Source organism: Bradyrhizobium sp. CCBAU 51627 (genome assembly GCF_028128765.1).
GTDB lineage: Bacteria > Pseudomonadota > Alphaproteobacteria > Rhizobiales > Xanthobacteraceae > Bradyrhizobium.
The window spans coordinates 45862-71914 of record NZ_LBJG01000091.1 but is presented as its reverse complement, the minus strand read 5'-3'; the positions used below and the strand labels follow the sequence as shown (position 1 = coordinate 71914).

Below are 26053 nucleotides of genomic sequence, written 5' to 3'. Positions count from 1 at the left end.
TACGCAATACAAGAACCGACGGGTTAAACATGCAAGTTGATCGTGTGCCGCAACAAGACCACCATCAGCAGGGAACGGCGGGTAGGATCAGCCAGCTTTTTCGGCCGGAATCCGTCGCGATTGTAGGCGCCTCCCAGAAGGGAGGCTTCGCGACCGAAATGCTCACGAATATCAAGAAATGGGGTTTCTCGGGCGAGGTCGTTGCCGTGAACCCGCGTTACACGCAGATCGCGGGCGTGCCATGCTATCCGAGCTTGAAAGCCATCCCTCATCCCGTTGGCCTGGCCATGGTCGCCATTCCAAGCAAGGCCATTCCCGAAGTCCTCGAGGATTGCGAAGCCGCTGGTGTGCGAGCGATTCAGATCATCTCCAGCGGATTTGCCGAGCAGGCCGGGGAGGGGGAAAATAAGCAACGCTGGCTTATGGAGTGGGCCGCACGAACCGGCATCCCAGTGGTCGGCCCAAACTGTTTCGGGTTGATGAACGCGGCCAATCAGCTGATGGCGGTCCCGCTGGACTTTCACACCATGAAGGCAGGGGGAATTAGCTCCATCCTGCAGAGCGGTACCCTCGTCTATAGCCTGATCGTGCCACTGCTGGCTCGTGGAATCGGCATCGGTCGCGTGGTCACTGTCGGCAATGAGGCATGTCTCGATGTCGCAGATTTCATTGACTATTTTGTCGACGAGGAGGACACGCGCGTCATCACCTCCTACTGCGAGCAGATCAGGCGGCCGGTTGAATTCATCAAGGCCTGCGAGCGCGCGGCCGACAAGGGCAAGCCCATTGTGATGATCAAGGTTGGCCGCTCTGAAAAGGCCCGCCAAGCGGCATTGGCTCATACCGGCTCCCTCGTAGGTTCAGACGTGGCGATCGATGCCGTCCTGAAACGATTGGGTGTCATCCGGGTCGATACCGTTGACGATCTGATCGAGACCGCGGTTGCGCTGTCTTCGACGAAGCGGCCGCGCGGCCGCCGCGTCGCGTTCGCATCTTTCTCTGGTACCGCCGCCGGCATTCTGTCCGACGTCGCCGATTCCTACGGCATAGAATTTCCGCCGCTGCCCGCACCGGCGAAGGCTCGGCTGGAGAGGGTCTTTCCCGAGTTCGGCAATGTCGGCAATCCCCTCGATCTCACCGCACAGGGCGGCTATGACACGCACATCATCGATGAGTCGCTGAGCACACTTGCCACCTGTGGCGCGTATGACATGGTCATCTGGGGCCGCGGCTTTCCTTCGTGCCTGGATATGGGATCAGCTCTCGGGAAAGCCTTAACGCGGGCTGCAGCGGCGGCACCAGAGGTTGTCTTCCCGATATTGAGCCTCCCCGGCGGCCATTTCTACAGCTCTCTCGATCCAAAGGATCCGATGATCGAGCCGAAGGCCGAATTCAACGGCATGCCGTTTTTGCAGGGTCTAGCTCCTGGGCTGAAGGCGCTCTCTGCTCTGATGGGCTATGCTGAGTTCCAACGCGGCCGTAAACCCGGTGATCGCCTATCGGCCAAGTGGGGCCGGCGCAACACTTGCTATTCTGAGGCATTGCGCATCATGCGCGAGGCGAAAGACGACGTTCTGACGGAGCGTGAGGGCAAGCGTCTCCTCGCGCTCTACGGAATTCCGGTCACGCGCGAAGCGCTGGCAACGGGGGCGGATGAGGCGGCGCGCATTGCACGGACGCTTGATTTTCCGGTGGTGATGAAAGTCGAGTCGGCCGAGATCGTGCACAAGACGGACGTTGGCGGCGTCATCTTGAATATTCCCTCAGCCGAGAAAGCGGCGGAGGCATTTGAGCAGATCATGGCTTCGGTCCGGTCGCACCGCCCTGAAGCGAAGAGCGCCGGCGTCGTCGTGCAAGAAATGGCCAAATCTGGGCCAGAAATCATGCTGGGCGCAACTTTCGATCCGCAATTTGGGCCAGTCATCGCCTTCGGATTGGGCGGAATATGGGTTGAGGCACTCAACGACGTGCAGGTGCTGCTGCCGCCCTTCGATGCGGACGACGTGCAATCGGCAATCGGGCGGCTACGCGGTGCAAGCGTTCTACGTGGTGCGCGGGGCGGCGCCAAGGCAGACTTGGAGGGACTGGCCGACTGCATTGTCAAGTTCGGGACCCTTTGCACCGATCTGGCCGACGAGATCGGCGAGATTGACATCAATCCCATCATCCTTTCTGCCAGTGGAACTGGGCTAGTCGCCGTTGACTGCCTCATCACCAAAAAGAAGCTCAACGGAGTTTGACAAGCGAGCCGTCGATTAGCTGCAAGGCTTGGTTCGACCAGCGAGATCGCCAAGGAAGCATATTACCGCCCGCTCGGGATGACAGGCGCCGTGAAGTGATGCTTCTTATCTCGAAGAGAGATTCAAACCAAGGAATTCTCGTTGCTTGGTTTCTCTCCGCAAACAACGTAAGCAGTCGAAGCTCTATTAGTTCCGGCTAGGCCTTGGCGCGGGAAAAGATCACATGGCAATCAACTATGAGCAGCTGATGGCCATGAAGAGACTCGACCAAAAATACAGCTATAGCGATCGCGATGTGCTGCTTTACGCTCTTGGTATTGGCATGGGAGCTGATCCCCTGGACGAGAAGGAGCTCGCTTTCGTCAACGAGGCCACAGTGACGGCGCGGCCACTGAAGGTCGTTCCGACCTTTGCCTCAGTCGCCGCCGGCTTCGCTGAACCTGGTGAATTCAATCTAAACCCCATCGCGTTGGACGGCGAGCGGGACATCACATTTCACGGCACGCTTCCGCCCGCCACCGATATCACGGCGGACTCTTCCGTGATCGCCGTCTACGAGAGGGCAAGCACAAAGGAGCAGTCATCCGCTTCGAAACGGTACTGAAGGGCAGCCATGGAGAACCGCTGGCAACCCTGGTGACTTCGTATTTTGCGAGTCGCGATGGCGGCTTTGGCGGGCCTACCGACGGTCAGCCCGGGCCGAATCAATGCCGAGCCGAGCGCCCGTCCGGATCGTCAACATTCCCACGCGCCCCGATCAAGGGCTGATCTACCGGCTTTGCGGTGATCGCCATCCGCTGCATTCCGATCCGGAGTCCCCCAAGCGATTTGGGTTTCCCAAGCCAATCCTTCACGGCATGTACCTACGGAATCACCTGCCGCGGCATTCTGCAGACCTATGCCGATTATGATCCCAGCGCCTGCAGGCGGCATGCGGCGCGTTTTTCATCACCGGTCTACCCCGGGGAGACCATGACGCTGGAGATGTGGAAGGATGGCAACGTGATCTCGTTCGAAGCGAGCGTGAAGGGGCGCGGCGTCAAAGTTGTCAAGAACGGCATGACATTGCTAGACTGACAACCTGCGTAGCGGCGCGAGATGGCTCGCGACATTTGCCCGTTATTCTGCAGAATTTCTTCGATCCCCGCCGATTTACGCGCTCCTTGTGCCGTTTAGGCGGCTACGCTCATGCGTAATAATACGCCGAACAACATAGCTCTGCATAACGAGGGGGAGCGTCATGACCAAAGGGGGGCCGGGAATCATTCCTTTAGCGGCCCGAGCCGTCGCCTCGTTCTCCAGTCTATGGCGACCTTGCTCAGCCTACCGATTATTGCCAACACCACAAGAGCCTGGGCGTAGGAAAAGCTTGCCGGCAGCGGCGAAGTCGTCGTCTTCAGCTGTGGCGGCTCCTTTACCCAACGTGTTCGGCGATCCGTCTATGAGCCGTTCACGAAGGCGACCGGAATAAAAGTCGTAGATGTGGTGGCGGAGCCCCAGGTCAAGGCGATGCACCAGGCTGGCCCCGTCGATTGGGACATTGTTTATATCGAGGCGGAGGCCTATCCGGCAATGCACAAGGCCGGGAGGCCCGAGCCGATCGATTACAGTCTGTGGGATCAAGAAGCGCTTGACGACGCGCCGCCGCATACACGTCTCAAAGACGCGGTCGTGGGGCTTGCGTCCGCGATCGTCTTGCTTACGTCCAGCGCCTCTTTTCGGGAGCTGGTCCCCAAGACTGGGCAGATTTTCGGGACGTCAAGAAGTTTCCGGGAGCAAGGGGTCTCGAGCTCTCTTCGGTAAGCACGCCATCCAATTTGCGCTCCTGGCCGCCGGTGTCGCACACAAGATATCTCGCCACTGCCAGACGACAAGCTTGATCGGGAATTTGCAAAGCTGAACGATATCAAGCCGTACATTACCAAGCGTGGAGCGCGGGCGGTGAGGCGCCCCAGCTCTTGATCAACCGAGAATATGCTATGGCGGACGCGTTCGATGGCCGATTGATTGCCGGGATCCGCCAGAGCGCGCCGATCAGCTTTGTCTGGGCGCCTATGTCACCTACACATACGTGACGGTTCTGAAGGGGGGCCCAACACGGGGAACGCGCAAAGGCTGACCGCCTTTCTGAACCGCGCGCAGATCGCGGCCGGCTGGACGCAGGGTACCGGCTACCCTGGGCCAAATACAAATCAGCTCAAGTACCTGCCGGCCGAGTTGATCCCGCAGGTCAACGTGAATCCGCAGAACGCTTCGAAGTGCATCATTGATGACGCCAACTGGCTCGCGGAGACGCGACCAGATGGCGAAACCAATGCAGATCACATACAGCAGCGTTAGCTGCCATGGCGGACGCGCTGAGCTCAATCGCAATCACCCACCTGGCGGAGTTCTCGCGAGCTTGGTCCGCACAACAGGGCCTTGCCGCTCCTTGCTACTCGCGAAAGTCAGTTGGCTTCCTGCTACTCCGGCAGGGTGCCGGTGCGTATCGCGCTAGAGTGTTAGTTCAAAGACGAATTTCTCATGGCAAGCGAACAAGCGCTAACAGACTTCATCAGCCGTGTGATTACGGTAATCCGACTGATCGTTCATATCTATACCCGCACCGCCAACCTTCGATGTCGATCGACTTCTATCGTGAGCCGACGGATCGCATCCGCTCGCGATCGCATTAGCAATCTCATCATTGGGCCCACGGCTGGTTCGCGCCTTCGGACCACCTCAAGGTCGCTTGCCCTGGCATGACGCTAATGGTGTCCGAAAGGGCAAGTGTTGCATATCGAGATCCTTACCCGACATCTGCACGCTCCATTCAATTCAATACGATGAAATCGGCGGCGAGGGCGTATGCGCACAACGTTCGCAAGGGCGGCCCCTTGCATGAAAGGGTGGATCTCGCAGTTTTTTATCGGTCGGATGCCGGTTTTTCGTTGAAATTCAGCGCCGAGACGAGTTTACAATGGTGGGCATTCGCTTTGGGGGGCTGGCAGGGTCGCTGATTGGACCGACCTTTACCGGTGCATTGGCCCATGTTTAGAGAGGGTAGCTAGATGAACAATTCTCAGCTCACCCAAGGCAAGTCCTGGTTCGCATCGCGGCACCCGAACCACGCGTTCTACGGCGCACCCGTGGGGATCTTGCTCCTCGAGCGGATCGGCCGCAGCGGTGAGTTCAGCCGCCCGTTCATTCCCGGCAGCGTCGGCAATGCCAGCACTTGGAGCGTGCCTGTTCGCTACAAAACGATCCTTGGCCTCTCGTTCACTGAACTTGTCGCGCCCGATTACGGAAAATACGCTTCGGCCGCGGTACAGGCCGCCATTGAGCTCGTACGCGAGGGCGCTCAAATGATTACCGCCAACTGCGGGTTCATGTTGCGGTATCAAGACGCCGTGCGCAATGCCGTCGACGTGCCCGTGCTGCTTTCACCACTACTTCTCGGTGCATTGCTGGGACAAATGCTTCCGCGTGGCAAAGCGCTTGGTATCATCACGGCAAAGGCGTCGTCGTTGACTCCGGACGTGTTGAGAGCCGCGGGGTTGCCGGCCGATTCCGACCGTGTGGTCATAGTGGGCCTTGAGGATGCCCCCTGTTTCGCCGATGCTTTTCTTACAGCCAGCGGTGACCTCGATAGCAGTGCTGTCGAAAGGGAAACTGTCGCTGCCGCCGTCGCTCTCCTCAAGGATCGACCGGACATCGGGATGCTGCTGTTCGAATGTTCAGAGTTACCGCCCTATGCGGCCGCGGTTCAGCGAGCTACAGGCGTTCCGGTCTTCGACTTTACCTCGATGATCGAGTTCGTCATCGGTGGGTTGATACGCAGGCCATTCGCGGGAATCGATTAAGGACGATGACGCGGTGATTGAATCACGCGCAGAACTCTCCCGCCCGCCGCCTCTTCGGTATACGTCAGCTTGGCGCAAAATCGGAGCTTCCTTGCCGTCGCGACCTGCTCGGCTGTGCACTCTGGTATGCAGTCGGCTCCCAGGGAGGGCCGCCCGGCAATGAGAGGTCCCCCTCGACTAAGTCCATGGTTTATTGATTGCGAATGCGGTGCACTCAAAGCATTGTCGACCAGTGCCACGTTCACCGCTGGTTCCTGCATCAGCATAGCTCACGGGTGCGTAGCGCCGCGACGTTGGCGTCGATCGACTCTGGGCTCGCGGCTGTCGCAGCGGTTGCCCCACGATAGGAAGATCACGTCATTCAGCGGCCCGTCGTGCCTTGGCCACATACCGCCAAGGCCGGCGCCGGTCCGTGAGCGGCCCTTGCCTGTCGACCCCAATCGCTTCTCCCCTCAATCCATCGCTGGCCAATAGCACAATCCGCGCCTTCCAACTCAATTTCTGCGGCCCCGGCCGGCCGCTCCAAGCTTTGTCGATTAGCCGTGCTGCCGACATTACTCGATCTCTTCCATCGTCGCAGATTCACAAGCGCCCTGATCTACAACTCTTTATCAGCGATCGAACACTAGGAAGGCCGTACCTCATTTTGCAGGATTGCTTTAACCGAGGTAAGTTCCATCCGTGCCCCGCTGTAGCGCTTAAGAACATATGTGTAAGCATGGGCGGAGCAAACGAGCTGAGCATAACCAGGAGGGGGTCATGACCAAGCGACAGATTTCTCAAATCCATTCGTCCGGTGGCCAGAGCCGACGCTCAATGCTTCAATCAGCGGCAGTGTTGTTGAGCGCTCCCTTCGTTGCCAAAGCGACGGGAGCCTGGGCGCAGGAAAAACTTGCGGGCAGTGGCGAAGTGGTCGTTTTTAGCTATGGCGGCTCATTTACCGAAGGCATTCGGCGATTTGTCTATGAGCCGTTCACGAAGGCGACAGGAATAAAAGTCGTCGATGTGGTCGCCGATCTGGCCGAGCCCCAGGTCAAAGCAATGCACCAGGCAGGCCGAGTCGATTGGGACGTTGCCTACATTGTCGTGCAGAACTATCCGGCAATGCATGAAGCTGGAATGTTTGTGCCAGTTGATTACACTCTTTGGGATCAGGAGTCGCTCGAAGGAACGCCGCAGCACGCACGTCTCAACGACGCAATTGTCGTCTTCCAAACGGCGGGGGTTCTCGCTTACGACGCGCGGGTTTTTCCAAACGGCGGCCCGCAAGATTGGGTGGACTTTTGGGACGTCAAGAAATTTCCCGGAGCACGTGGCCTTGAGGCTCTACTTGGTAAGCACACCATCCCACTTGCGCTCCTCGCCACCGGGCTCGCACACCAGGACATCTGGCCCTTAACAGACGAGAAGCTCGATCTCGCATTCGACAAGCTCAACCAGATCAAGCCATATGTTAGCAAGTGGTGGAGCGCGGGCGGCGAACCGCCTCAACTCCTGATCAACGGCGAATACGCCATGACAAGCGCGTTTGATGGCCGTGTAACCGCCGCGATCCGAAAAGGGGCACCGATCAAGTTCGCCTGGGAAGGGGCCTGGCTGACGTATAGCTATGCAGCCATTCTTAAAGGTGGACCCAATACGGTGAATGCGCAAAAACTGTTCGCATTCTTGAATCGCGCGCAGATTGCGGCCGGGTTTACTCAAGGCACTGGCTATCCCGGGCCGAATACACATCAGCTCCAGTATCTTCCGGCTGAGTGGGTGCAGCTGCTCAGCATCGATCCGAAGAATGCTTCTAAAGTCATCCCGGAGGACCCTGCTTGGCTGGCTGCCAAGCGGCCGGATGGTAAGACGAATGCAGATCATCTCCAGGAGCGATGGCTGGCGTGGCGGGCGCAATGAGCGCTGTGGTGTCTGGCGGGCTCTAGAGAAGTCGAGACAATAGATGAACACGAGCAGATTGCTGAGCTGCAGAAAACGTCTAGCGACGCAGCGAACTGATTCGCTCTCGCCGTGCGTGATTTTGGTTATTGCCGCAGGATCATGAGCGGCATGACAATGTGCGTCATGCCTCGGTGTGCATCATGCCTCGGTTGTGGAGCATCCCAACCAGCCGGGACGCGCAGCCGAACTTCGAGCAGGAACAGCTAATAGTATTCTAGCTGTCTCTGAGCTCGGGCTGCTTCCGTGCCGTCCCAATGCCCAGCGGTTAGCAGCATAGGGGAACGATAGCACTGGCACTGCTTATCCAGCCGCTCTTTCTCTTGGTGTGTTCTTCGACGCGTGGACCAGAATTGGCCAAGCCTCTCTGGATTGCCATCAAGACCCAGCGCAAGCAGGTGTTTAAGATAATGATCGTGTTGCCGGCGGGCTCAGCGCCTTGCAGGTGGAGCTTCTTGGCATCGAGTGGCGGCGCGTTCGGCTTCGTTTCTTTGGGGAAACATCGTCGTGGTCGGCGGCATGATCAACCATCGCGCCTCAGCCGGGCCCATGGCCTGTTCTTCAATGCTAATTTGGCTGCGAGGCGCCTTACTTCTTAAGCTTGAGCAAAAAGAGCGCAGACAAAACCAGCTTTGCATAAATCCGTCGAAAATGTTCCGCCGGCGCGCGAATCAGGCTTCAAAGCCCGCTAAACTGGACTGAACGATGTCGAGAGATCGGTAGGATGTAACCGAATTGGTGCAGCAAATTTGGAATTTAGGAGAGTTGTTTGCCTCAGACCTTTCGAGACGCCAGGTGCTATCGCTCGATGCTCTTCGTTCCCGGAGACAAACTCGACTGGATGTTGAAGGCGCCCAAGTATGGCGCCGACGCACTGATGTTCGATCTTGAGGACGCTGTCGAGGTCACCCGAAAGCCTGCGGCTCGCAATGCCGTCGCGACAGCCATCAAGGAACTCCGTACTGGCTCTTTCGGCCGATTCGTGAGGGTCAACGGATGGCGAACGGGCCACCTGCTGGACGATCTGAATGCAATCGTCATCGAGGGCCTCGATGGAGTGGCGCTCGCCAAAGTCGAGGACCCGGAGGATATTGCCGCCCTGGACCGTGTATTGGGGGAACTGGAGAGGGCGCGTGGCCTGCCGGTTGGGGGTATCGAGATCTGCGGTGCTGGTGCGGAAACGGCAGTGGCCATGTACAGGCTCTACGACATCTGCATGGCATCCCAGCGGATCAAGCGTGCCGGCGCTGCCTGTGGTCCAACACCGGGTGGAGATGCTGCCCTTTCCCTCGGCCTCAACAATGCGACCGACGAAGGGATTTACTTCGGTGCCCACTTCGTGCTGCAAGCGCGCGCTGCCGGTATCGTGCACATCGAGGGCTCCATGACGGGGCAGCTGGATGACCTCGATCTGGTGCGGCGGCTTGCCGAAAAGTCCAAGCGCATGGGTGCGACTTGGGCGATGGCGATCCACCCGAGTCACATCCCCATCATCAACGAGGTCTTCTCGCCATCGCAAGCCGAAGTCAACGAGGCGCGCGAAATCATTTCGGCTTTCGCGGAGGGAGTGGCTCGCGGGGTGGGCGCGATTCGCTACAAATCGAAGTTGCTCGACTACGCAAACGTCCGGGCTGCAATGAATGTCCTGAAAACAGCTCGAGCAGCTGGCATGGACGTCGGCATCGTCCCGAATATTGAAATTCCCGCATATTGAGAGGCAAGCATGGCGGAAGCACTTCAAGGGGTGGTTGTTCTTGATCTCACCGCGTATCTCGCGGGGCCGTATGGCTGCGCTCTCTTGGGCGATGTGGGAGCCGAGGTCATCAAGATTGAGCCCCCGCGCGGCGACGCCTTGCGGCAATATCCGTCGAGCCTAACCGACGAATGCAGGACTTTCCTGGGAGCGAACAGGAACAAGCGCTCGGTCGTGCTTGACCTGAAAAGCGCCGAGGGCCAGGCCGCTTTCTATCGACTGGTGGACCGGGCCGACGTCGTCGTGCACAACTTCCGTCCCTCCGTGCCTCGCAGGCTTGGAATCGACTATGAAACGCTGCGAAGCCTGCGCCCCGATCTCATTTACTGCTCGCTGACGGGTTACGGCGAAAACGAAAACGGTCCTCTGCGGGACCATCCTGGCTACGACACGATGCTCCAGTGCTTCACTGGCTTAGCCTCCATGCAGGGAACTGATACCGAGCAGCCGCAGATCTTGCAGGGTTCGATCGTGGACTACCATACGGCCTCTTTTGTCGCGATCGGAATTTTGTCGGCGCTCGTCCATCGGCTGCGGACGGGCGAAGGACAGCATGTGAAGCCATCTTTATTGCGGTCCGCTATTTCATTGCAGGCTGGCCAATTCATATGGGCGGAAAGCGAGCCTCGTGACGTTGAGCGTTGGTGGGGAGCGAGCTACTCGGGAATCTATCCGGCCAAGGACGGCCACCTCTACCTGCAAGCCACCACTTCCGCCTTTTGGAAGAACCTGTGTGACTCTCTCGGTTTCCCAGAGTTGGTGGAGGACCCAAAGTACGATACGCTCAAGAAGCGTGTCGCTCTTAGAGACGAGATCAAGCCGCTGATAAGGGAAGCCCTGAAGCAGCACACTGCCTTTGAATGGGAAGAGTTGATGCTCGGCAAAGTCCCTTGCATCGCGATACGATCGATCGGGAACATGTTCGACCATCCTCAACTTCTGGCAGAGGGGCTCGTTGTCGAACACGATCACCCACGTGTCGGCAAGTACCGGAGCATGAGCAAAGCCGTGAAGATGGGCGTCGGAGACAAGCCGACGACACGCGCCCCGATGCTCGGGGAGCATACGGACGAGGTGCTAAGGCAGTTCGGATTTGAAGAAAAGGAGATTGCCGCGCTGCGGGCAAAGGGGGCTGCTGCATGAAGACGCAGGTCTTCGGGGACATTCGCGTCGACTCGATCACGGAGTTCGAATTCTCGGTCCCCCCAGGCGACCTGCTTGTCGGCCTGACGCCAGAAGACGTTGCGGAACATGAGTACTGGCTGGGGCCTCGCCTGGTGGAGCCCGGAACTCGAAATCTTGCAGTCCATATGCATGCGTATTTGATACGCACGCGACACCATACGATTCTGTTCGACACCTGCTGTGGCAATGACAAGGAGCGGTCCTACTTCCCGGCCTGGCATAGACTGCAAACACCCTTCCTCCAGAATCTGGCGCGCGCAGGTGTTAGTCCTGAGCAGGTCGATTTCGTCATGTGCTCGCATCTGCACGCCGATCACGTTGGGTGGAACACGCGGCTGCTTAATGGCGAGTGGGTACCCACTTTCCCCAACGCCCGCTACCTTATCAGCAAGGGTGAATTCGAATGGTGGCGCGACGCGTTCGAAAGGGGAAGTGTTAAGCCATACCGGAAGCTGTCGTTCACTGACAGCGTATTGCCTGTGGTGGACCGCGGTTTGGCGACATTCGTGGAAGATGACTATGCTTTCGAGAACGAAATGCCTGACGAGGTTCGCTACGTACCGCTCCACGGTCACACCAAGCACCACTGCGGCCTTTACCTGCGCTCGCGATCGCAGGAGGCGATCTTTACCGGTGACGCCATTCACCACCCGATCCAGTTTGCGCGGCCAGATTGGATCAACGCCGGCTACGATAACGCAGCGGCAATCCAAGTGCTACGCGGGCTGATTGCCCGCTGTATTGACACGCCTACGAAGCTCATGACGGCGCATTTTCCCGAACCCACTGCAGGCTGTGTGGTGAGCGGTGCAGTCCACCCTCGTTTTCGCTTTGACGCTGATTGAGAAGAGGCGACCGTGATCGCGTGAAGCGCATTGGACATGGTGTCAGTCATGAGGCTCTAGATTTGGAGATGGGCCACAAGGCGTCACAGTCGATCGCCTTGACCTTTGCTCACCAATGTTCTTGCGCTGGCGCAGAAACCGCCAACAGCTCGGGCAGCTATTCTTCGGGTCTGGATCGCGCTAGCTAATGCGCGCGCTCGAGACGACCTGTTGACCACCGTTACCGCGGAGCAGGGCACACTATCTCCGAAGCTCGCTGCGAGGTCGATTGCGCGCCCTCTTGGATTTGGTTTGCTACGGAACGTGAAGGTCCTCGGCATAAGAGCGCCCTGCAAGCGCGGGGTTTGTTAGGTCCGTGGTGGCAATCCGAGCCTTGGCGGGAGCTTTCTTCTCAATTTGTTGATTTGTTGCCAATTCGTAATTCCGAATCCGTCTAGCCGCGTGCAGAGATGCGGGATTTCGCCGATGTAGCGCCGACAATTGGTGAATACCGGCTCGGTCGAAAAGCTACCGTTCCCCTTAGGTTCGAGGTGGATGTGCGCCCCCTTGAGCCGTTGACGACCAAGCGTGCGCTTCCCAAAAGAGGGGGAAAATTATGTCAGATCACGTGTCTCGTAAACTTCCGTCCCGCCGGGTGAGCCGACGCACGGTCCTGCAATCGTCGGCAGCGATGTTGAGTGCGCCGCTCATTGCGAAAGCCACCGCAGCCTTTGGTCAGGAAAAACTCGCCGGCACGGGGGAAGTGGTGGTTTGCAGCTATGGCGGCTTGTTCACGGAAAATCTTCGTAAGCATGTCTCTACCCCCTTTACGAAGGCGACGGGCATTAGGGTTGTCGATGTAACAGCTGACGAAGCCGAGCCCCAAATCAAGGCGATGCGCGGAGCTGGCCGGATTGATTGGGATATTGCTTTTGTCAACGCTTTTTGGCCAGCCTACTCGCAATTGTCTCAGGCCGGCGCTTTCATGCCTATAGACTACAGCCTCTGGGATGACGAAGCCCTAAAGGGGGTGCCGGAATATGCTCGCAATACGCATGCTGTAGTCGGATACTCAGGCAGCCAACTGCTGGTTTATGATGAACGTCTTTTCCCAAAGAGCGGCCCGAAGAACTGGGCAGACTTCTGGAATATTAAGGAATTCCCGGGACCGCGGGGATTCGCCGCCAATTCTTATCTTGCTGACATTGCGTTTGCGTTGAGCGCCGATGGCGTCACTCAGAAAGGTCTCTGGCGGTTGACCGATGATATGGTCGATCGCGCACTGAGGAAGCTCGACGAGATCCGACCCCACATCACGAAATGGTGGACTGCAGCTGGCGAGACCATACCGCTACTCGTCAATGGTGAATACGCGATGACGAGTTCGTTCGATGGGCGTGCCCTGGCGGCTATCAAGAAGGGAATGCCCATTCGCATGGTATGGGACGGCGCCTCTCTAACCGATAACCACTGGACTATTCTTGAGGGGGGGCCGAATAGCGCTAATGCGCAGAAATTCATTGCATTTGTGAATCGGGCTGAAATAGCGGCCAGCTTCACGCAATGGACGGGCTATCCCGGTCCGAACCTAAATCAATTAAAGTACCTGCCGGCCGAGCTGGTGCCACTGCTAAGCATAAACCCCGACAACGCAGCGAAGCTTGTCCGGTACGACGCTCCCTGGTTCTTGGAGAGTCGGCCGGATGGCAAATCCAACGCCGAGCACATTCAGGAGCGTTTCTTGGCATGGCGGGCGCAATGATGTGGTCGATGAGCCAACGGTCTTGCACGCTTTGACCTTCGGCCCGCGGGCTTTATCCAGTTTGAAGTTCGTTCTGGCCCAAGGACCAGAGCATGAAGCGCAGCCACTTTTCGGAAGAGCAGATCATCGGGATTTTGAAGGAGCATGAGGCCGGCGTGTCGGTCGCCGATCTATGCCGTATGCATTGCGTCAGCGATGCCAGCATCTACAATTGGAAAGCCCGCTTTGGTGGGATGAGGTCTCGGAAGCCAAGCCGTTGAGGACGCTGGAGGACGAGAACACGCGGCTGAGGCGGCTTTTGGCCGACGCCACGCTGGACAATGCGGCGTTGAAGGACCTCCTGGGAAAGAAATGGTGACGCCCGAGGGGAAGCGGAAAGCTGTCGCGCATCTCGTGGAGTCCTATGGGGTGAGCGAACGGCGGGCGTGTAAAGCCATCGGCTGTTGCCGCATGACCATCAGATACCGGACGATCCGGGCGGATGATGCCGCCCTACGCCAACGCATGAGGGCGATCGCCGAGGTGCGTCGTCGCTTCGGCTATCGGCGCTTGCATGTTTTGCTCAAGCGGGAGGGTATCTGGTCAACCACGCCGAATGACTGCTGGTCGGTCGACTTCGTCTCAGATCAACTCACCGATGGCCGTCGCTTCCGCATCCTGACCGTGGTCGACGAGTGCACGCGCGAGTGTCTGGCCTTGGTGGCCGACACCTCGCTGTCCGGCTCCCGGGTGGCTCGGGAACTGGACTGGGCAAGCCCATGTAGAACACCTTCATCGAAAACTTCAACTGCCGGCTACGGGATGAACTGTTGAACCGGACGCTGTTCACGTCGCTGGTCCCAGGCCAGTCTCGAAATCGGACATTGGCGGGACGACCTCACTCGCAACTCGGATGGAAAACACCATTGGAGTTCGCCTTCACCTGCGACCCGCGACCGGACCTGGCGCTGCGCTATGCCGATGGCTCCACAGCAGCTCCCCTGGCTACCACCGCGCCATGCGCGTAAATCCACCAGCCAGATCGGACTCAGGGCTGGGTGAAGCTTGGGGGCAAGGTTACCGCGAACGCAGCAGTGGTAGCCGCATCGGCGCTTACGGATGATCACGCGTCTCGGTCCACTAAAGGCGGCATGACTAGCATAGCGACGTTCAATCGCCTATAATTCCTCCGTAAACGGCATTGCCAGAAGTGCCAGCGCTCGGGGCGCGCAATGGGTCGCCAAACAGCAGGCTGAACTCCTTCATACACCGTATTCTGTGTCGTCCTCAACTTGCCAGCGCTCGCGGGAGAGATTCCTATTCCGCTGCGCCGCTGAGAGGCCTCGCCACCGTCGCGGCCAGCCTAAGAACCTCGGCGCCCAGCGCGGCGCGACTGGTGTCATCCATCAACTCTATCTGAGTTGGTAGCTGTCCTAGCGCGTAGCCGGTGGTTTACACACGAGCTGGTGCTTTGCTCGTGTGATCCGAGAGGCGAACGCTTGACGCTCCGATGCCCGTATTCTTCGCCTCAGACGAAGAATTGCGCCGTTACAAAGCGCCACATTGCGGAAATTCGGCAACGGAATCCTGTAGTACTTCCGCAGAACCCTCGGCTCTATCAAGCGTCGCAACGGAGCGGGGAGCTCACGCGTTTTACCTTAATCATCTGGAAGGTCTATGATATGAAAAGGCAAGGATTTCGTGGGAAGATCGAGGAGGTCATCTACGTTCGACTCAACGCCGGTGACGACCTTCTTCGAGCCATTTGGGACATCTGCAAAGAATACGATGTCAAGACAGGAATCCTTCTGGACGCCACCGGCTCGATGCAAAGCGTCCGGCTGCAGCGGTTTCCCCACGAGCCGCGACCCGGGAATACTGGCATTGATTACGTTGAGATCCCTGGGCATCTCGAAGTGAGCGCGCATGGCATCATCGGGATGGGCTGGGTCCCGGACAAGTCGGTTACAGCGCCGCCAGAGCTCATGCAACGGCGCGGGCCAAGTGAGCTCGACACAGGCTTCGGCAGTATGGCGGGGTTCGTAGGACACCAGACTCCGTATCTCCACTGTCATATCACGGTGTCGAGCGCCTCACAGACCGTCTGTGGTCACCTCATGGAGGGGTCGCTGATTTCCAAAAACACTTGGAACGGTGAAGCGAAGTTGCCCTCACACTTCTCGGTCGCTATCGCAAAGGTTTCAGGTGTTATCTTGAAGGCGACCTGGGACAAGGAGGGCTACTATCACGACATCGTACCGGCATAGTCGCATCGCTGGACAAAATCACGGCGTAACCTCCGCGGGCGGAACTTACGCTGTCCAGCAGTATAGCCCCCTCCGCGACGCTCGAGGCGCGGTGAGCGAGGCCGCCTCGGCGCACAAGGCGGCCCCGCTCAGAATGGCACATGAAATCTGATAACACTGAACGCGAGGCTCGCGCAGGTAGGCCCGCCAGTGGAGACATCGACCACATGGAGGAACTTGTGCAGGCTAAGGTATCAGACCTCTCTGCTGCTTTTGCTGAGGTGTTGCAGGGCGTCGCGACAACGGCATTGCCTCGCGATGCAGCACAAGCCGCCAAGGAACGCATCCTCGATATGTTGAGCGTCACCTTCAATGGACTGGACGAGCCGGCCTCAGGAGTCGCTTTTCGCTCAGTTAATCCATGCGAGGGCCCGTGTACCGTCATTGGTCGCAATGCAACTGCTACTGCCGCGGACGCAGCTTTTGTGAATGCCGTTACCAGCCATTCCACGGTTCAGGAGGACTGTGGAGGTGGAAGTCATCCGGGTACTTACGTCATTCCAGTATCGCTCGCGGTTGGCGAACAGTATCGACGGTCGGGGAAAGAAATATTGAGTGCGATTGCTGTTGGCTATGAAGCGGCCCAACGAATGGGCACGGCCGTTCGCGGAGGAGTGCACGCGAACCGGTTTCGTGTGGTCTCGACGATTGGGGCTTTCGGCGCGGCTGCCTCTGCGGCAGTCTTGTCTGGTCTTGATACTCGCAAAATTGCCAACGCACTCAACTTTGCTGCGAACATGGCTGGCGGATTTAACGAGGGCCTCGGTGATGGGACCATGGAGTGCTTTTTCCACGCTGGCGTCGCAGCCCGCGCCGGGATCAGCGCGGCTGCCTTTGCTGGAGCCGGTGGTGAAGCGTCGCCACGCACACTCGATGGCTCACATGGGTTCTTTAGTGCGCTCGCGCGCGGCACAAATTGTGACGCCAGCGCTCTAACAGCTGCGACGAGGGAGCTCGGAATCCTTGGCGCCCGGTCCAAGCCGTTCCCCGCTTGCGCGCTCAATCAAGAGACAATGCTTACGATCCGTTCACTCCGGCCCACTGGTCTTTCGCCATCTCAGATCAAGCGCGTCATTGTGACCCGACCTGAAACGGGCATAAACAATTATGACGCGCCTGGACTCTTGGGCAACCCCCCTTATCGCAACAGCCTGCAAGCGCAGATGTCAGCCAAGTTCACTTCAGTTGCTACATTGCTCGGCAAACCTGTCACGGAATTGGCATACTTTCGTGAGTCATTCGGGGATCCGGATGTTGAAGTAGTCGCAAAGAAGACGTCGTTGCTCGTCGCTGAGAGGGACGAAGACGGAATTACCGTTGAAGTATTCTTGAAAAATGGCGCAACTCTCACCATGCGTTCTGCAGATGTGGCCGACATGAGTTGGGATACGGACATGGACGCGAAGTTCATGAGGCTTGCGTCTCCGAGACTTCATGCCGCTACCCGAAGCGTGCGCGATGTCGTAGCCGGTCTAGAGGCTGTGCCTGATATTGGCAGGCTTATGCAGCTCGTCCGAGCATAGCGCTATAGGTGGTCTTGTAGTTTGTTGGTGCTATGGCAGAAGCCGCTTTGGTGTGCGTTTAGATCTGACCTCTGCCAGTGGCAGTCTCTTTACGAACGTTTGGCTGTAGCCGCGTGCCTGGATGCTAATCGGATCGGCCGATTCCCGCTACAGGTTATCGGAGAAACGTACGTTCTGACATTTGGCGAATTGATTGCTAGGCCTTGCCTGCTTGCCACTACACGAATCTCGATTCTCTCGCCCTCTTGCTATTGCTTGCGTGGCGATGTCAACGCCCGCGTGAGTGTGCCCATCCGCTTTCCCATGCGTGATATTGCAAAGACCATCCGCCAGACGGGCATTCCGCTCTGCGGCCTACTGGCTGCCGTGTAGTTCCGCGGAACGCCTTGGTTTCGGATTGGTATTAACCAGCCAGATTTCCTAGAACGGCTTCAGTCGAGGATGATCTCAGCTCCGTCGCGCTGGGGCGGATTGCAGGTGGCAAAACCCACGTCCCTGGTATCCGGGGCGGCCGTCACCGCGCGGTCTCATATGTCTAATAGCTTGTACGGATCAGATCAGCCACCGCTGCCGCCGCACGCCACCGTAACGTTTGCGCGCAGCTTAACGTCGGTGCGAGGCAACACCTAACGCCTAACAGCTGGGGGCGCCTCGGAGCATCGTGGGAGCCGTTCAAAACGGCCAAGATCTGTTGGCGCGGCCGAAACAAGCAAGTCAATTAGGCTGCCTGAGCGACTGCTACACGGTGCTCACCGAGCCTCACTGAATGCTTACTGCGCTCCTCTCTACGGGCATGGCGATGGCCAGTGCCTTCGACAGCCCAGCGCTCGCTGCGATTTCGGTGGTGCGTCGATCAAATGTAGCTGGGACGCGCCTAGCTGACCCGCAGCTTCACAGCAATGACGAAGAGGGACCCACAGGCGAACGCGTAATAGCTGCTCGCCTTCATGGGGATTGCGGCCGAAGTACTTTTGCCCTGTTGCCGATTGTAGTGCAGTATCGCCAAATCGTCTAACTCAGAGGGACGCCGCATTTCGTCGAGCAGCAGCCGACAATTGGTGAATTTCGGCTGCATTGGTCCGCTACGTTCTTGTTTAACTCCAAGGAATTGTGCCGCCTTAGAGCACACAGAAACATGCACCGGCTTCTAATAGGGGAAATCCATGGCTGAGAAAGTTTCTCGCGAGTTTCCATACGGTACTGTGAGCCGACGTTCGCTTCTCCAATCAACAGCGGCGCTGCTAAGTCTACCGTTGGTGGCCGATGCGGCCGCTGCCTTGGCCAGGGAAAAACTCGCCGGAAGTGGCGAAGTAGTAGTTTACAGTTATGGTGGCTCGTTCACGGACAGAGTTCGGCGACATGTTTATGAGCCCTTCACAAAGGCGACAGGAATAAAGGTCGCGGATGTGGTGGCCGATTTCGCCGAACCCCAGGTCAAAGCGATGCACCACGCCGGCCGGGTCGATTGGGACGTCGCCATCATCTACTCAAAGGCCTATCCGGAGCTGACCCAGGCGGGCATGTTTGAGCCCATCGACTACAGCCTTTGGGACGACGAGGCGCTCGAAGGAGTGCCGCAATCTGCTCGTCTTAAGGACGCTGTCGTTGCATTCCAAAACGCGACTCTGCTGGTTTACGACGAACGCGCTTTCGCGAAGAGCAGTCCGAAGAATTGGGCCGACTTCTGGAATGTCAAGGAATTCCCAGGACCGAGGGGGCTCAATGGTAGCGGCAGAGCTGGTCTAGGTCCGATGCTGTTTGCCTTGATGGCCGATGGTGTAGCGCACAAGGATCTCTGGCCACTTAGCGATGAAAAGATTGACCAGGCGCTGAAGAAACTCGATGAGATTAAGCCGCATATCACCAAGTGGTGGACGGCAGGCGGGGAACCCATCCAACTGCTCATCAACCGTGAAATCGCGCTGACGAGCGCTTATGATGGTCGTGCTTTCGCGGCAATTCAGCAGGGGGCACCCATGCGTATGATGTGGGACGGCGCTATTACAGTCGAAAACTACTGGACTGTTCTTAAGGGGGGGCCGAACAGCGCAAATGCACAGAAATTCATCTCATTTGTGAATCGGGCGGAAATGGCGGCCGCCTTTACGCAAGAGACCGGCTTTCCCGGACCGAATAAAAATCAGCTCAAGTACCTGCCAGCCGATCTGGTGCCGCTGATCAACATAAATCCCGAAAACGCGGCGAAGGCAATACCTTACGACGTTCCTTGGCTTCTGGCGAAACGCGCCGATGGCAAGACCAACTCGGATCACCTAGATGAGCGGTGGCTTGCATGGCGAGCACAATAACCTCCCACGCTATCGGCACTCAGACGACGCCCTCGCCATCTTCGCTATGCCCGCACTGTGGGCCTGCATGCTGCTGCCTGGAAGCATCTTCTTCGTGGTGCCATTTGTGGTGCGCATCGGCGAAACCCTGTCGATCTGGCGGTATTGTGCAACACTGATCCCGCCGATGTTCACGGTCATGTCTGACATTGGCCCGTATCGCGGCTTTGCGGCAAGCGGACTCGAGCGTTGGCTAGCTTTTGATAGGTCGCAGTGTCCCAATGCTGGCGAGCCATCTCGCCGTGCGTTTCGTGCTACCCGTACCGATCGTCGCATACTTGTCATTCGGCGTTCCGCCTACTCCGTCTTCCCTTGCCCGGCAATCTTTGTCTTTGGCCTGTCGGTCGGGCGGGCCGCTCCTTCTAAGGCGTCTCGATCCAGGCGGGCATACATTTCATTGACGCGGGGTGGACGACATCAGTTGTTTCTTGCTTCGGCAACCGGCCGCTGATGTTGGTTGGCTGGGGGGCGCGGTACGTTTTGTGGATACGCGCTCCGTCGCTCGCCTCTCGTATCAATTTGAACGATGGCCCGAATTCACGAACAAGCGCGCCGAACAATAAAGTTCTGCCAGCAAGCGGCCCGCTTCGGGCCACTAGAATCGACGGTAGCGCACCATTCGGCGGATACGCGTCGCTCTTCTCGATAAAGGCCTGATCGTTCTTGCCATAGAACTGCAGCCCGGGATGGAAGTTGCCGCGATTACCATGCGTCCTTTGCGTCCTCAACACTATCAGATTTGGTAGCTGTCCTGGCGATGTAGCCGGTGATTTACACAGGGCCTGGTGCTTTGCGCGTGTGATCCCAGAGCCGACACTTGACGCACAGAAGCGTCGCATTCTCCGGATCAGGCGAAGACTTGCGTCGTCATTAAGAGCCACATTGCGGAAATTCGGCCAAGGAATCCCGTACTACTTCCGCAGAACCCTCGGCAGTGCGGAGTCTAGGACTGAGGAGTTCACGCGTTTACCTTTTTCATCTGGAGGGTCTATGACATGAAACGGGCTATGGTCAGTGGGAAGTTCGAGGAGGTCATCTACGCCCGACTTGAGGCGGGTGAAGATCTTCTTCCAGCCCTTTGGGACATCTGCAAACAAAACAATGTCAAGACAGGAATCCTTCTGAACGCTACCGGCAACATGAGTAAGCTCAGGTTGATGCGGATTTCCAACGAGCCACGGAAGGACAATTGGGGGGTTGACTTCGTTGAGATCCCGGGGCCGCTCCAGATGACCATGACTGGCCTCATTGGCGTGGGCTGGGTCCCGGACGAGGCGCTGAGGACGCCGCCGCCGGAGTTTTCCCGCCACTACGCCGACACGGGCTTCGGATCTGCCGGCTTCGACGGACACGAGGACCCTTATTTCAAGGTCAATATCACGGCGATGGGTGTCTCGGGGACCGCAGTGTGCGGGCACCTCTTGCAGGGTTCACCGATTGGCAGCGTCAATTGGAATGGGGGGGCTGCTGTACCCTCGCACTTCACGGTCGCTATTGCAAAGGTTTCGGGGTGCATCTTGAGGGCGACCTACGACAAGACCGGCTACTATCACGAACTCGTTCCGGCATAGCCCGTCGCTGGAGAAGAACACGGCGTAGCCTCACCGGTGAATCCCCAATACGAGAGACCTACGCCGTGACCAGCAGCATAACCTTCAGCCCGTTTGCGTTGATTTGGTCCTGCTGACCGAGTACGCCTTCGGGCCTGCACCAGGACACGCTGCCGGTCATATGACTCATGGCGGTTCATCGCATCGTTGCGTGAAATGCGTCGTTCCTGTCCTCCGGCGAGATGCTGCCGACGTTCACCGCCCAATCGAGTACAGCCAGTGGTTGCATCGTACTCGCTGGACAGGGACGATGCTTTCAATCTCCGCTAATACGTATGTGGTTCGCACCCGGCACGCCACGATCCTGGTGGATAGCTGCCTCGGCAACGCAAGGGGCGGTGGTCCCGCCGGAGCGCACATGAAGACAGACCAGGAGCTCCTACTGGAGGTCCAAAGTCCGTTGAGGCAGGAGCTGATGCTTGGAATGCTCGCAAGGGGCATACCAATGCGCCAACTAGCCCGCTATCCATTGCGGAAGCCAAGCGCTGAATGCTCCGGGGCGACGTTCGACGCTGACTTCGGAACGAGCATCGCAACCGTGGCGGCGCAGGCAATCGGTGAAGGCCATACACCGAGCAGCCACCGCAAGTTCTTGTTGAAATGGGCAGGACCAGGTGTCACATCGTCGCGGCACCAATCAGTCAAGGTAACCTTGCCCTTGAACCGCGCGGAGACCGACCCTGCCTTCATTTTCGCGTGGCGCGAAAGACCTGGTCTTCAGTCTTATCAATTGCTCGTATCCCGGAATGCAGGATTTCTGCACGGCAGGATCGTTCAGCTTCGCCCAAACCATCTCGCTTGGAGCGGCAAGCTGAATTTCGCCCGTCACCCTCGTCGCCATCGAAAGCCTGCGAGTTCGCGAAAGAAGCGCTGAGCCTTGACGTTGAGACGTCGCGTCGAACCCTTGGCCTTACTTCAGAGGAGTGACCAGGGCGAGGAAGCCCTGTCCGGATGCTTGAAACGGCTCGAGGCGGATCATTCCGGGACCGGCGCGAACACTCTGGCCATATAGACAGAAAGATCATCCACGATCTCGGCGGCCGAAGCGGGCGTCACCCCGGCCAGCGACTTCGCCAGCTCCTTCTTAAAGTCGAGCTGCATCGATCGCGCGATTTGGATTCGCTGCGCCTGCGGCGATCCGGCGCCATGCATGGACTCCGTCAGATAACCGACGGCGTTCCTGCCAAGCGTCATGTTCTCCACCAAGCGAAGGATGCGGATCCTGTCCTCCGTCGCGACCTCGGCCCGTCCCTTCAGGTACTTCTCGATGATCGGACCGATGGTCTCGTGCCGCAGCTCCCGCTCTGAGGGCAGCGTCACCATCAGTCCACCGGCGAGATCCTGTGCCAGCCGTCCGATCTCGTACGGCAATTTGGTCACATGATGCTTGCAGACATTCGCAAGCATTTCGTCCGGCAGGTACGCTCCTGACTTCATCGGAATTCCCTGATGGCTCGCCGCGATGCCGGCGCTGTAGATCGTCTCGTTAAGGTGGGTCATCTCGACCAACTTGTCGCGGACGTGGGAGGCGCGCTCGACGCCGTTGTAGTCCGCAATCGCCGCCGCCGCGCCGATCAGCACGTCGCCCACCCCCGTCTTGCAGACGTAACTGCGCCGGTGATAGCAGGTAAAACGTTCGACCAGCGTGGAGACAAATTCGAACTCTCCATCGAGGAGGACGAGTTCCCGCGGAATGAACACGTCCTCGAAGAAGATCATCGCCTCTTGGCCGGAAAAACGTGCGTTGCCCGCGTCAATGTCACTGCCTTCGGCGCTGCGGGTGTCGCAGGATTGCCGGCCGTAGATGTAGGTGATTCCCTTGGCGTCGACGGGTATCGCGCCAACGATGGCGTAATCTTTTTCCGCGACGTCCAGCCGCATTGTTGGCATCACGATCAGCCAGTGCGAGTTGAGACAGCCGGTCTGGTGGGCCTTCGCTCCGCTGATATAAACGCCTTCCGCCGTGCGGCGCGTGACGTGCACGAACAGGTCTGGGTCCGACTGCTGCGAAGGAGATCTACCGCGGTCGCCTTTCACGTCGGTCATGGCGCCACCGATGACGAGGTTCGCCCTCTGCATGCTCGCTAGGAATTTCGCGAAGCGAGCATGATAGTCGGTGCCGTACTTCTGGTCCAAATCGTATGTGACGGAATGAAGCGAATTGAGCGCATCCATGCCGACGCAGCGTTGGAAGCAGGTGCCCGTCAGTTGGCCGAGACGGCGCTGCATCTTGTTCTGCATGACAAGATCGCCAGCCCGGGACGAGATATGCAAGAAGCGATTCACGCGATCGCCGGTGAAAGGCGAGACGGTCGATCCCAATTCGGGATCTTCGTTGGCGAGATCGTACGTTTGGGCCACCGCGTTTATCGAGGGGCGGATGATCGGATGGTCCACCGGTTCTTCGACCACCTCGCCCATCAAATAGACTTTCAGCTTCCGTCCCCTCAGACTCTCAATGTATTCCGCGCCAGATCGGATCGGATTCCCGGGCCGGGTGCTCGAATCGGCTACGATAAATTTCTGGTCCATTACGATATCTCCGACGAAACGAGCCTATGCACACAATTGCATCGGCACACGCGCAAGCTGTGCTGCTTAGCCTTTCTTCATCAGCGGGCAGGCGCTATCCTTGAGCGGGCTGAAACGCCCGATCGGCAGGGATCACTTGGCGCAGCTTATACTATCCCATTCGCCATTCGACGCCGATGGATTCACGACCTCACACACCTACGTGTCATGCACCAGGAAATGCGTCCTTGCGGATCCGGCCGTCCTTAAAAAAATAGGTGACCGGTGTGACGACTTAGCCTCTTTGGCTGCGGTCGGAACGCCGGCATGTCGCGGTCGACGAATAGCCGCGAGCATCGCCATATGCGGCATCGGCTTCATGCGATCATAGGAGCGCCTGATCACGCACGCTCTCCTCATCGCGTCCCGGTAAGGCGTTGGTCAGCCCGCAGTTCCATTTGCATTATGGCTCCTAAGTGGTGTTCACATTTGCGACCGTCAAATTGCACTGCAAACACGAGATAACTATTGGCGCGCTTGTCGTGAGACACGATTGATACGACGGAAGAAGCACTCAACCAGTTTGCGCGCACCCTATGCTAGGCAAACCAGCTTCTGCGCCACTTTGCGAGCCTTATCCTCGGAGACGGCATGTAAAATCTCCGCTGAGAGCGCACTATCAAGATCTACAATTACTCCACCTCTGAGCCGATTGAGAACGTAGGAATGGCTGTCTTCGCACGATTTAACCGCTAAAGTCGATTGTTTGCAGTTTTTCCCCGTTGCGCCCTTTACCTGCTGCCGCCGGGCGGCGGCGCCTCAACGCATTTGGCAGTTCGATCTCGGCCTATCAGAATTTGCTAGCCGTGAAGATGCAATGCTTGCATTCCAAAGTGCGAGCATGCCGGTCTATCATGAGCGCGCTATCCCGAAAGGCGGTCCGAGGGCGCGGGCCTAGAATATCAAAATATAGCCGGAGCCGAGGGGACTCGATGGCAGCCTTGGTTCGGTAGCCTGCTCGTCGTGCCAAGGAGAAGCCGACGTTCGCAAAGGCATAGCAACCGATGGCAATGACATAATCTAGCGAAAGGGGGACCAAAACGGTGCCGAGCCAGGCTAGTCCGGCGCCCCATCGCATAGGGTGTCGTGCGGAAAAATGGAATGAGGCCCCAGAGCACAATTAAACTCGCGGCGCCCCGCCGACCATCGCAATCTCGATATGACCTTGTGCTATGCGCAGCAAGGCTGGGGATGGGAGCTCAAATAGTGCTTTGCTCGTTTTGTCGATGATCAGGAAAGCCAGCGTCTGTGCTGGTACACTCTGGCAAACCAAGAGCAGGAAGGCGTAAGCGATGAACGGCGCAAGGTTCGAGCGGAGGAGTTATGCGGGATTTTGGGTGACGAGGTGATCAGGCGGCGTGGTTTGCCGGCATTTGGATGACCTCGATGCCGTCGTTGAATCTGACACCTGCGATCAGCTTCGGCAACTGATTTGTGCCTTTCAGCCGCCGCCAGTCTTTGCTGCAGCGATGACCAGTTTGAACACCATCAGCCCGGCCGTCGTCGGCGACAACGAGCCCTTGGTGCGCACCGTCCTGTGCCGCACGGTGGCGAACACGCTCTCGATGGGGTTTGTCGTTCGCAAGTGATCCCAACGCTCGGCAGGGAAGTCGTAGAACGCCAGCAGCGTATCGCGATCCTTGGTGAGGCATTCAACCGCCCGACCGTACTTGGCGCGGTATTTCTTATAGACCCCATGATGCGCAAAGCGCGAGCTGCGCCGTCGCTCTGCTATCGAGCTCATCAGCGGAGACTTCAAGGTATCAATCAGACGGTCGAAGGGCCCTCATGTCGGCTATACGCCAGCGACAGTGGAGCAAGTCTGTTTACCGCATGCGGAGATCGTTGGCGCCATGGGGCGCAGTCTCGAACTGCTTGCCGACCATGTTGAAGGCAAGCTCGCGAACGCAGAGGCGCTGCTGTCGCTACGTCAGAGCATTCTGAAACGCGTTGCCGAGCAGGCAGGGGAAGTCGTTGGCCTGTCACGCCTAGGGGGCCGGTTCACGACGTGCGCAAAGTGATCCCGGAGAACGGCATCGTGGCGCTCGATAGCGGCATCTACAAGATCTGGTGGGCGCGCCGCTGCCTGTACCTATGTTAGGAATAAGTTGCCGCTATTTGCCAGGGTGATGTTGAACCATGTCAACAAGCTGAAACCCATGCCTCGGC

12 protein-coding genes and 6 pseudogenes are annotated in these 26053 nt (G+C 58.1%); 14 read left to right on the top strand and 4 right to left on the bottom strand.

The features are described 5' to 3' along the window. Positions 1-29: 29 nt before the first annotated feature. The 12 genes and pseudogenes from XH88_RS35770 (at position 30) to XH88_RS35715 (ending at position 19664) form a co-directional block, all read left to right on the top strand. On the top strand, positions 30-2240 hold the full coding sequence (locus XH88_RS35770) for an acetate--CoA ligase family protein (RefSeq protein ID WP_271672879.1): 2211 nt from the start codon (positions 30-32) through the stop codon (positions 2238-2240). 223 nt (positions 2241-2463) lie between these two features. Then, a pseudogene (locus XH88_RS35765) lies at positions 2464-3317 on the top strand (MaoC/PaaZ C-terminal domain-containing protein). A gap of 1973 nt (positions 3318-5290) precedes the next feature. Beyond that, positions 5291-6082: a hypothetical protein gene (locus XH88_RS35760; protein WP_271672878.1), complete on the top strand. Its 792-nt coding sequence runs from the start codon at positions 5291-5293 to the stop codon at positions 6080-6082. Positions 6083-6841: 759 nt separating this feature from the next. Then, the gene (locus XH88_RS35755) at positions 6842-7984 is read left to right on the top strand and encodes an ABC transporter substrate-binding protein (protein ID WP_271672877.1); all 1143 of its coding nucleotides are present in this window, start codon (positions 6842-6844) and stop codon (positions 7982-7984) included. 847 nt (positions 7985-8831) lie between these two features. Next, positions 8832-9737 carry an HpcH/HpaI aldolase/citrate lyase family protein gene (locus tag XH88_RS35750; protein WP_271672876.1) on the top strand — a complete coding sequence of 302 codons (906 nt, stop codon included), beginning with the start codon at positions 8832-8834 and terminating at the stop codon, positions 9735-9737. 9 nt (positions 9738-9746) lie between these two features. Further along, on the top strand, positions 9747-10919 hold the full coding sequence (locus XH88_RS35745; protein WP_271672875.1) for a CaiB/BaiF CoA transferase family protein: 1173 nt from the start codon (positions 9747-9749) through the stop codon (positions 10917-10919). After that, entirely contained in the window at positions 10916-11806 is an 891-nt protein-coding gene (locus XH88_RS35740; RefSeq protein ID WP_271672874.1) for an MBL fold metallo-hydrolase, read from the top strand. Before XH88_RS35745 ends, XH88_RS35740 begins: the two co-directional genes overlap by 4 nt. Before the next feature lie 595 nt (positions 11807-12401). Continuing rightward, on the top strand, positions 12402-13547 hold the full coding sequence (locus XH88_RS35735; protein WP_271672873.1) for an ABC transporter substrate-binding protein: 1146 nt from the start codon (positions 12402-12404) through the stop codon (positions 13545-13547). A 92-nt stretch (positions 13548-13639) separates the two neighbouring features. Further along, positions 13640-14554, top strand: a pseudogene (locus tag XH88_RS35730) (transposase). Positions 14555-15208: 654 nt separating this feature from the next. Then, positions 15209-15793 (top strand): PCC domain-containing protein, encoded by a 585-nt coding sequence (locus tag XH88_RS35725; protein WP_271672872.1) that lies wholly within the window; start codon positions 15209-15211, stop codon positions 15791-15793. A gap of 206 nt (positions 15794-15999) precedes the next feature. Then, a complete protein-coding gene (locus tag XH88_RS35720; protein ID WP_271672871.1) occupies positions 16000-17355 on the top strand; it encodes an MmgE/PrpD family protein in 1356 nt (451 codons plus the stop codon). 1163 nt (positions 17356-18518) lie between these two features. Continuing rightward, a complete protein-coding gene (locus XH88_RS35715) occupies positions 18519-19664 on the top strand; it encodes an ABC transporter substrate-binding protein (RefSeq protein ID WP_271672870.1) in 1146 nt (381 codons plus the stop codon). A gap of 465 nt (positions 19665-20129) precedes the next feature. Here the strand turns inward: XH88_RS35715 and XH88_RS35710 are convergent. Further along, positions 20130-20374, bottom strand: a pseudogene (locus XH88_RS35710) (ISNCY family transposase); the annotation flags it as partial. A gap of 324 nt (positions 20375-20698) precedes the next feature. Between XH88_RS35710 and XH88_RS35705 the strand changes: the two are divergent. Next, a complete protein-coding gene (locus XH88_RS35705; protein WP_271672869.1) occupies positions 20699-21274 on the top strand; it encodes a PCC domain-containing protein in 576 nt (191 codons plus the stop codon). 675 nt (positions 21275-21949) lie between these two features. Here XH88_RS35705 and XH88_RS35700 read toward each other — a convergent pair. From XH88_RS35700 to XH88_RS35690, 3 genes and pseudogenes are all read right to left on the bottom strand, one after another. Next, a pseudogene (locus XH88_RS35700) lies at positions 21950-22154 on the bottom strand (SRPBCC domain-containing protein); the annotation flags it as partial. Between the two features lie 134 nt (positions 22155-22288). Next, a complete protein-coding gene (locus XH88_RS35695; protein WP_271672868.1) occupies positions 22289-23845 on the bottom strand; it encodes a 4-hydroxyphenylacetate 3-hydroxylase family protein in 1557 nt (518 codons plus the stop codon). A 1388-nt stretch (positions 23846-25233) separates the two neighbouring features. Beyond that, positions 25234-25571 (bottom strand): annotated as a pseudogene (locus XH88_RS35690) (transposase); the annotation flags it as partial. 100 nt (positions 25572-25671) lie between these two features. Here XH88_RS35690 and XH88_RS35685 point away from each other — a divergent pair. Further along, a pseudogene (locus XH88_RS35685) lies at positions 25672-25964 on the top strand (acetolactate synthase large subunit); the annotation flags it as partial. Positions 25965-26053 lie beyond the last annotated feature (89 nt).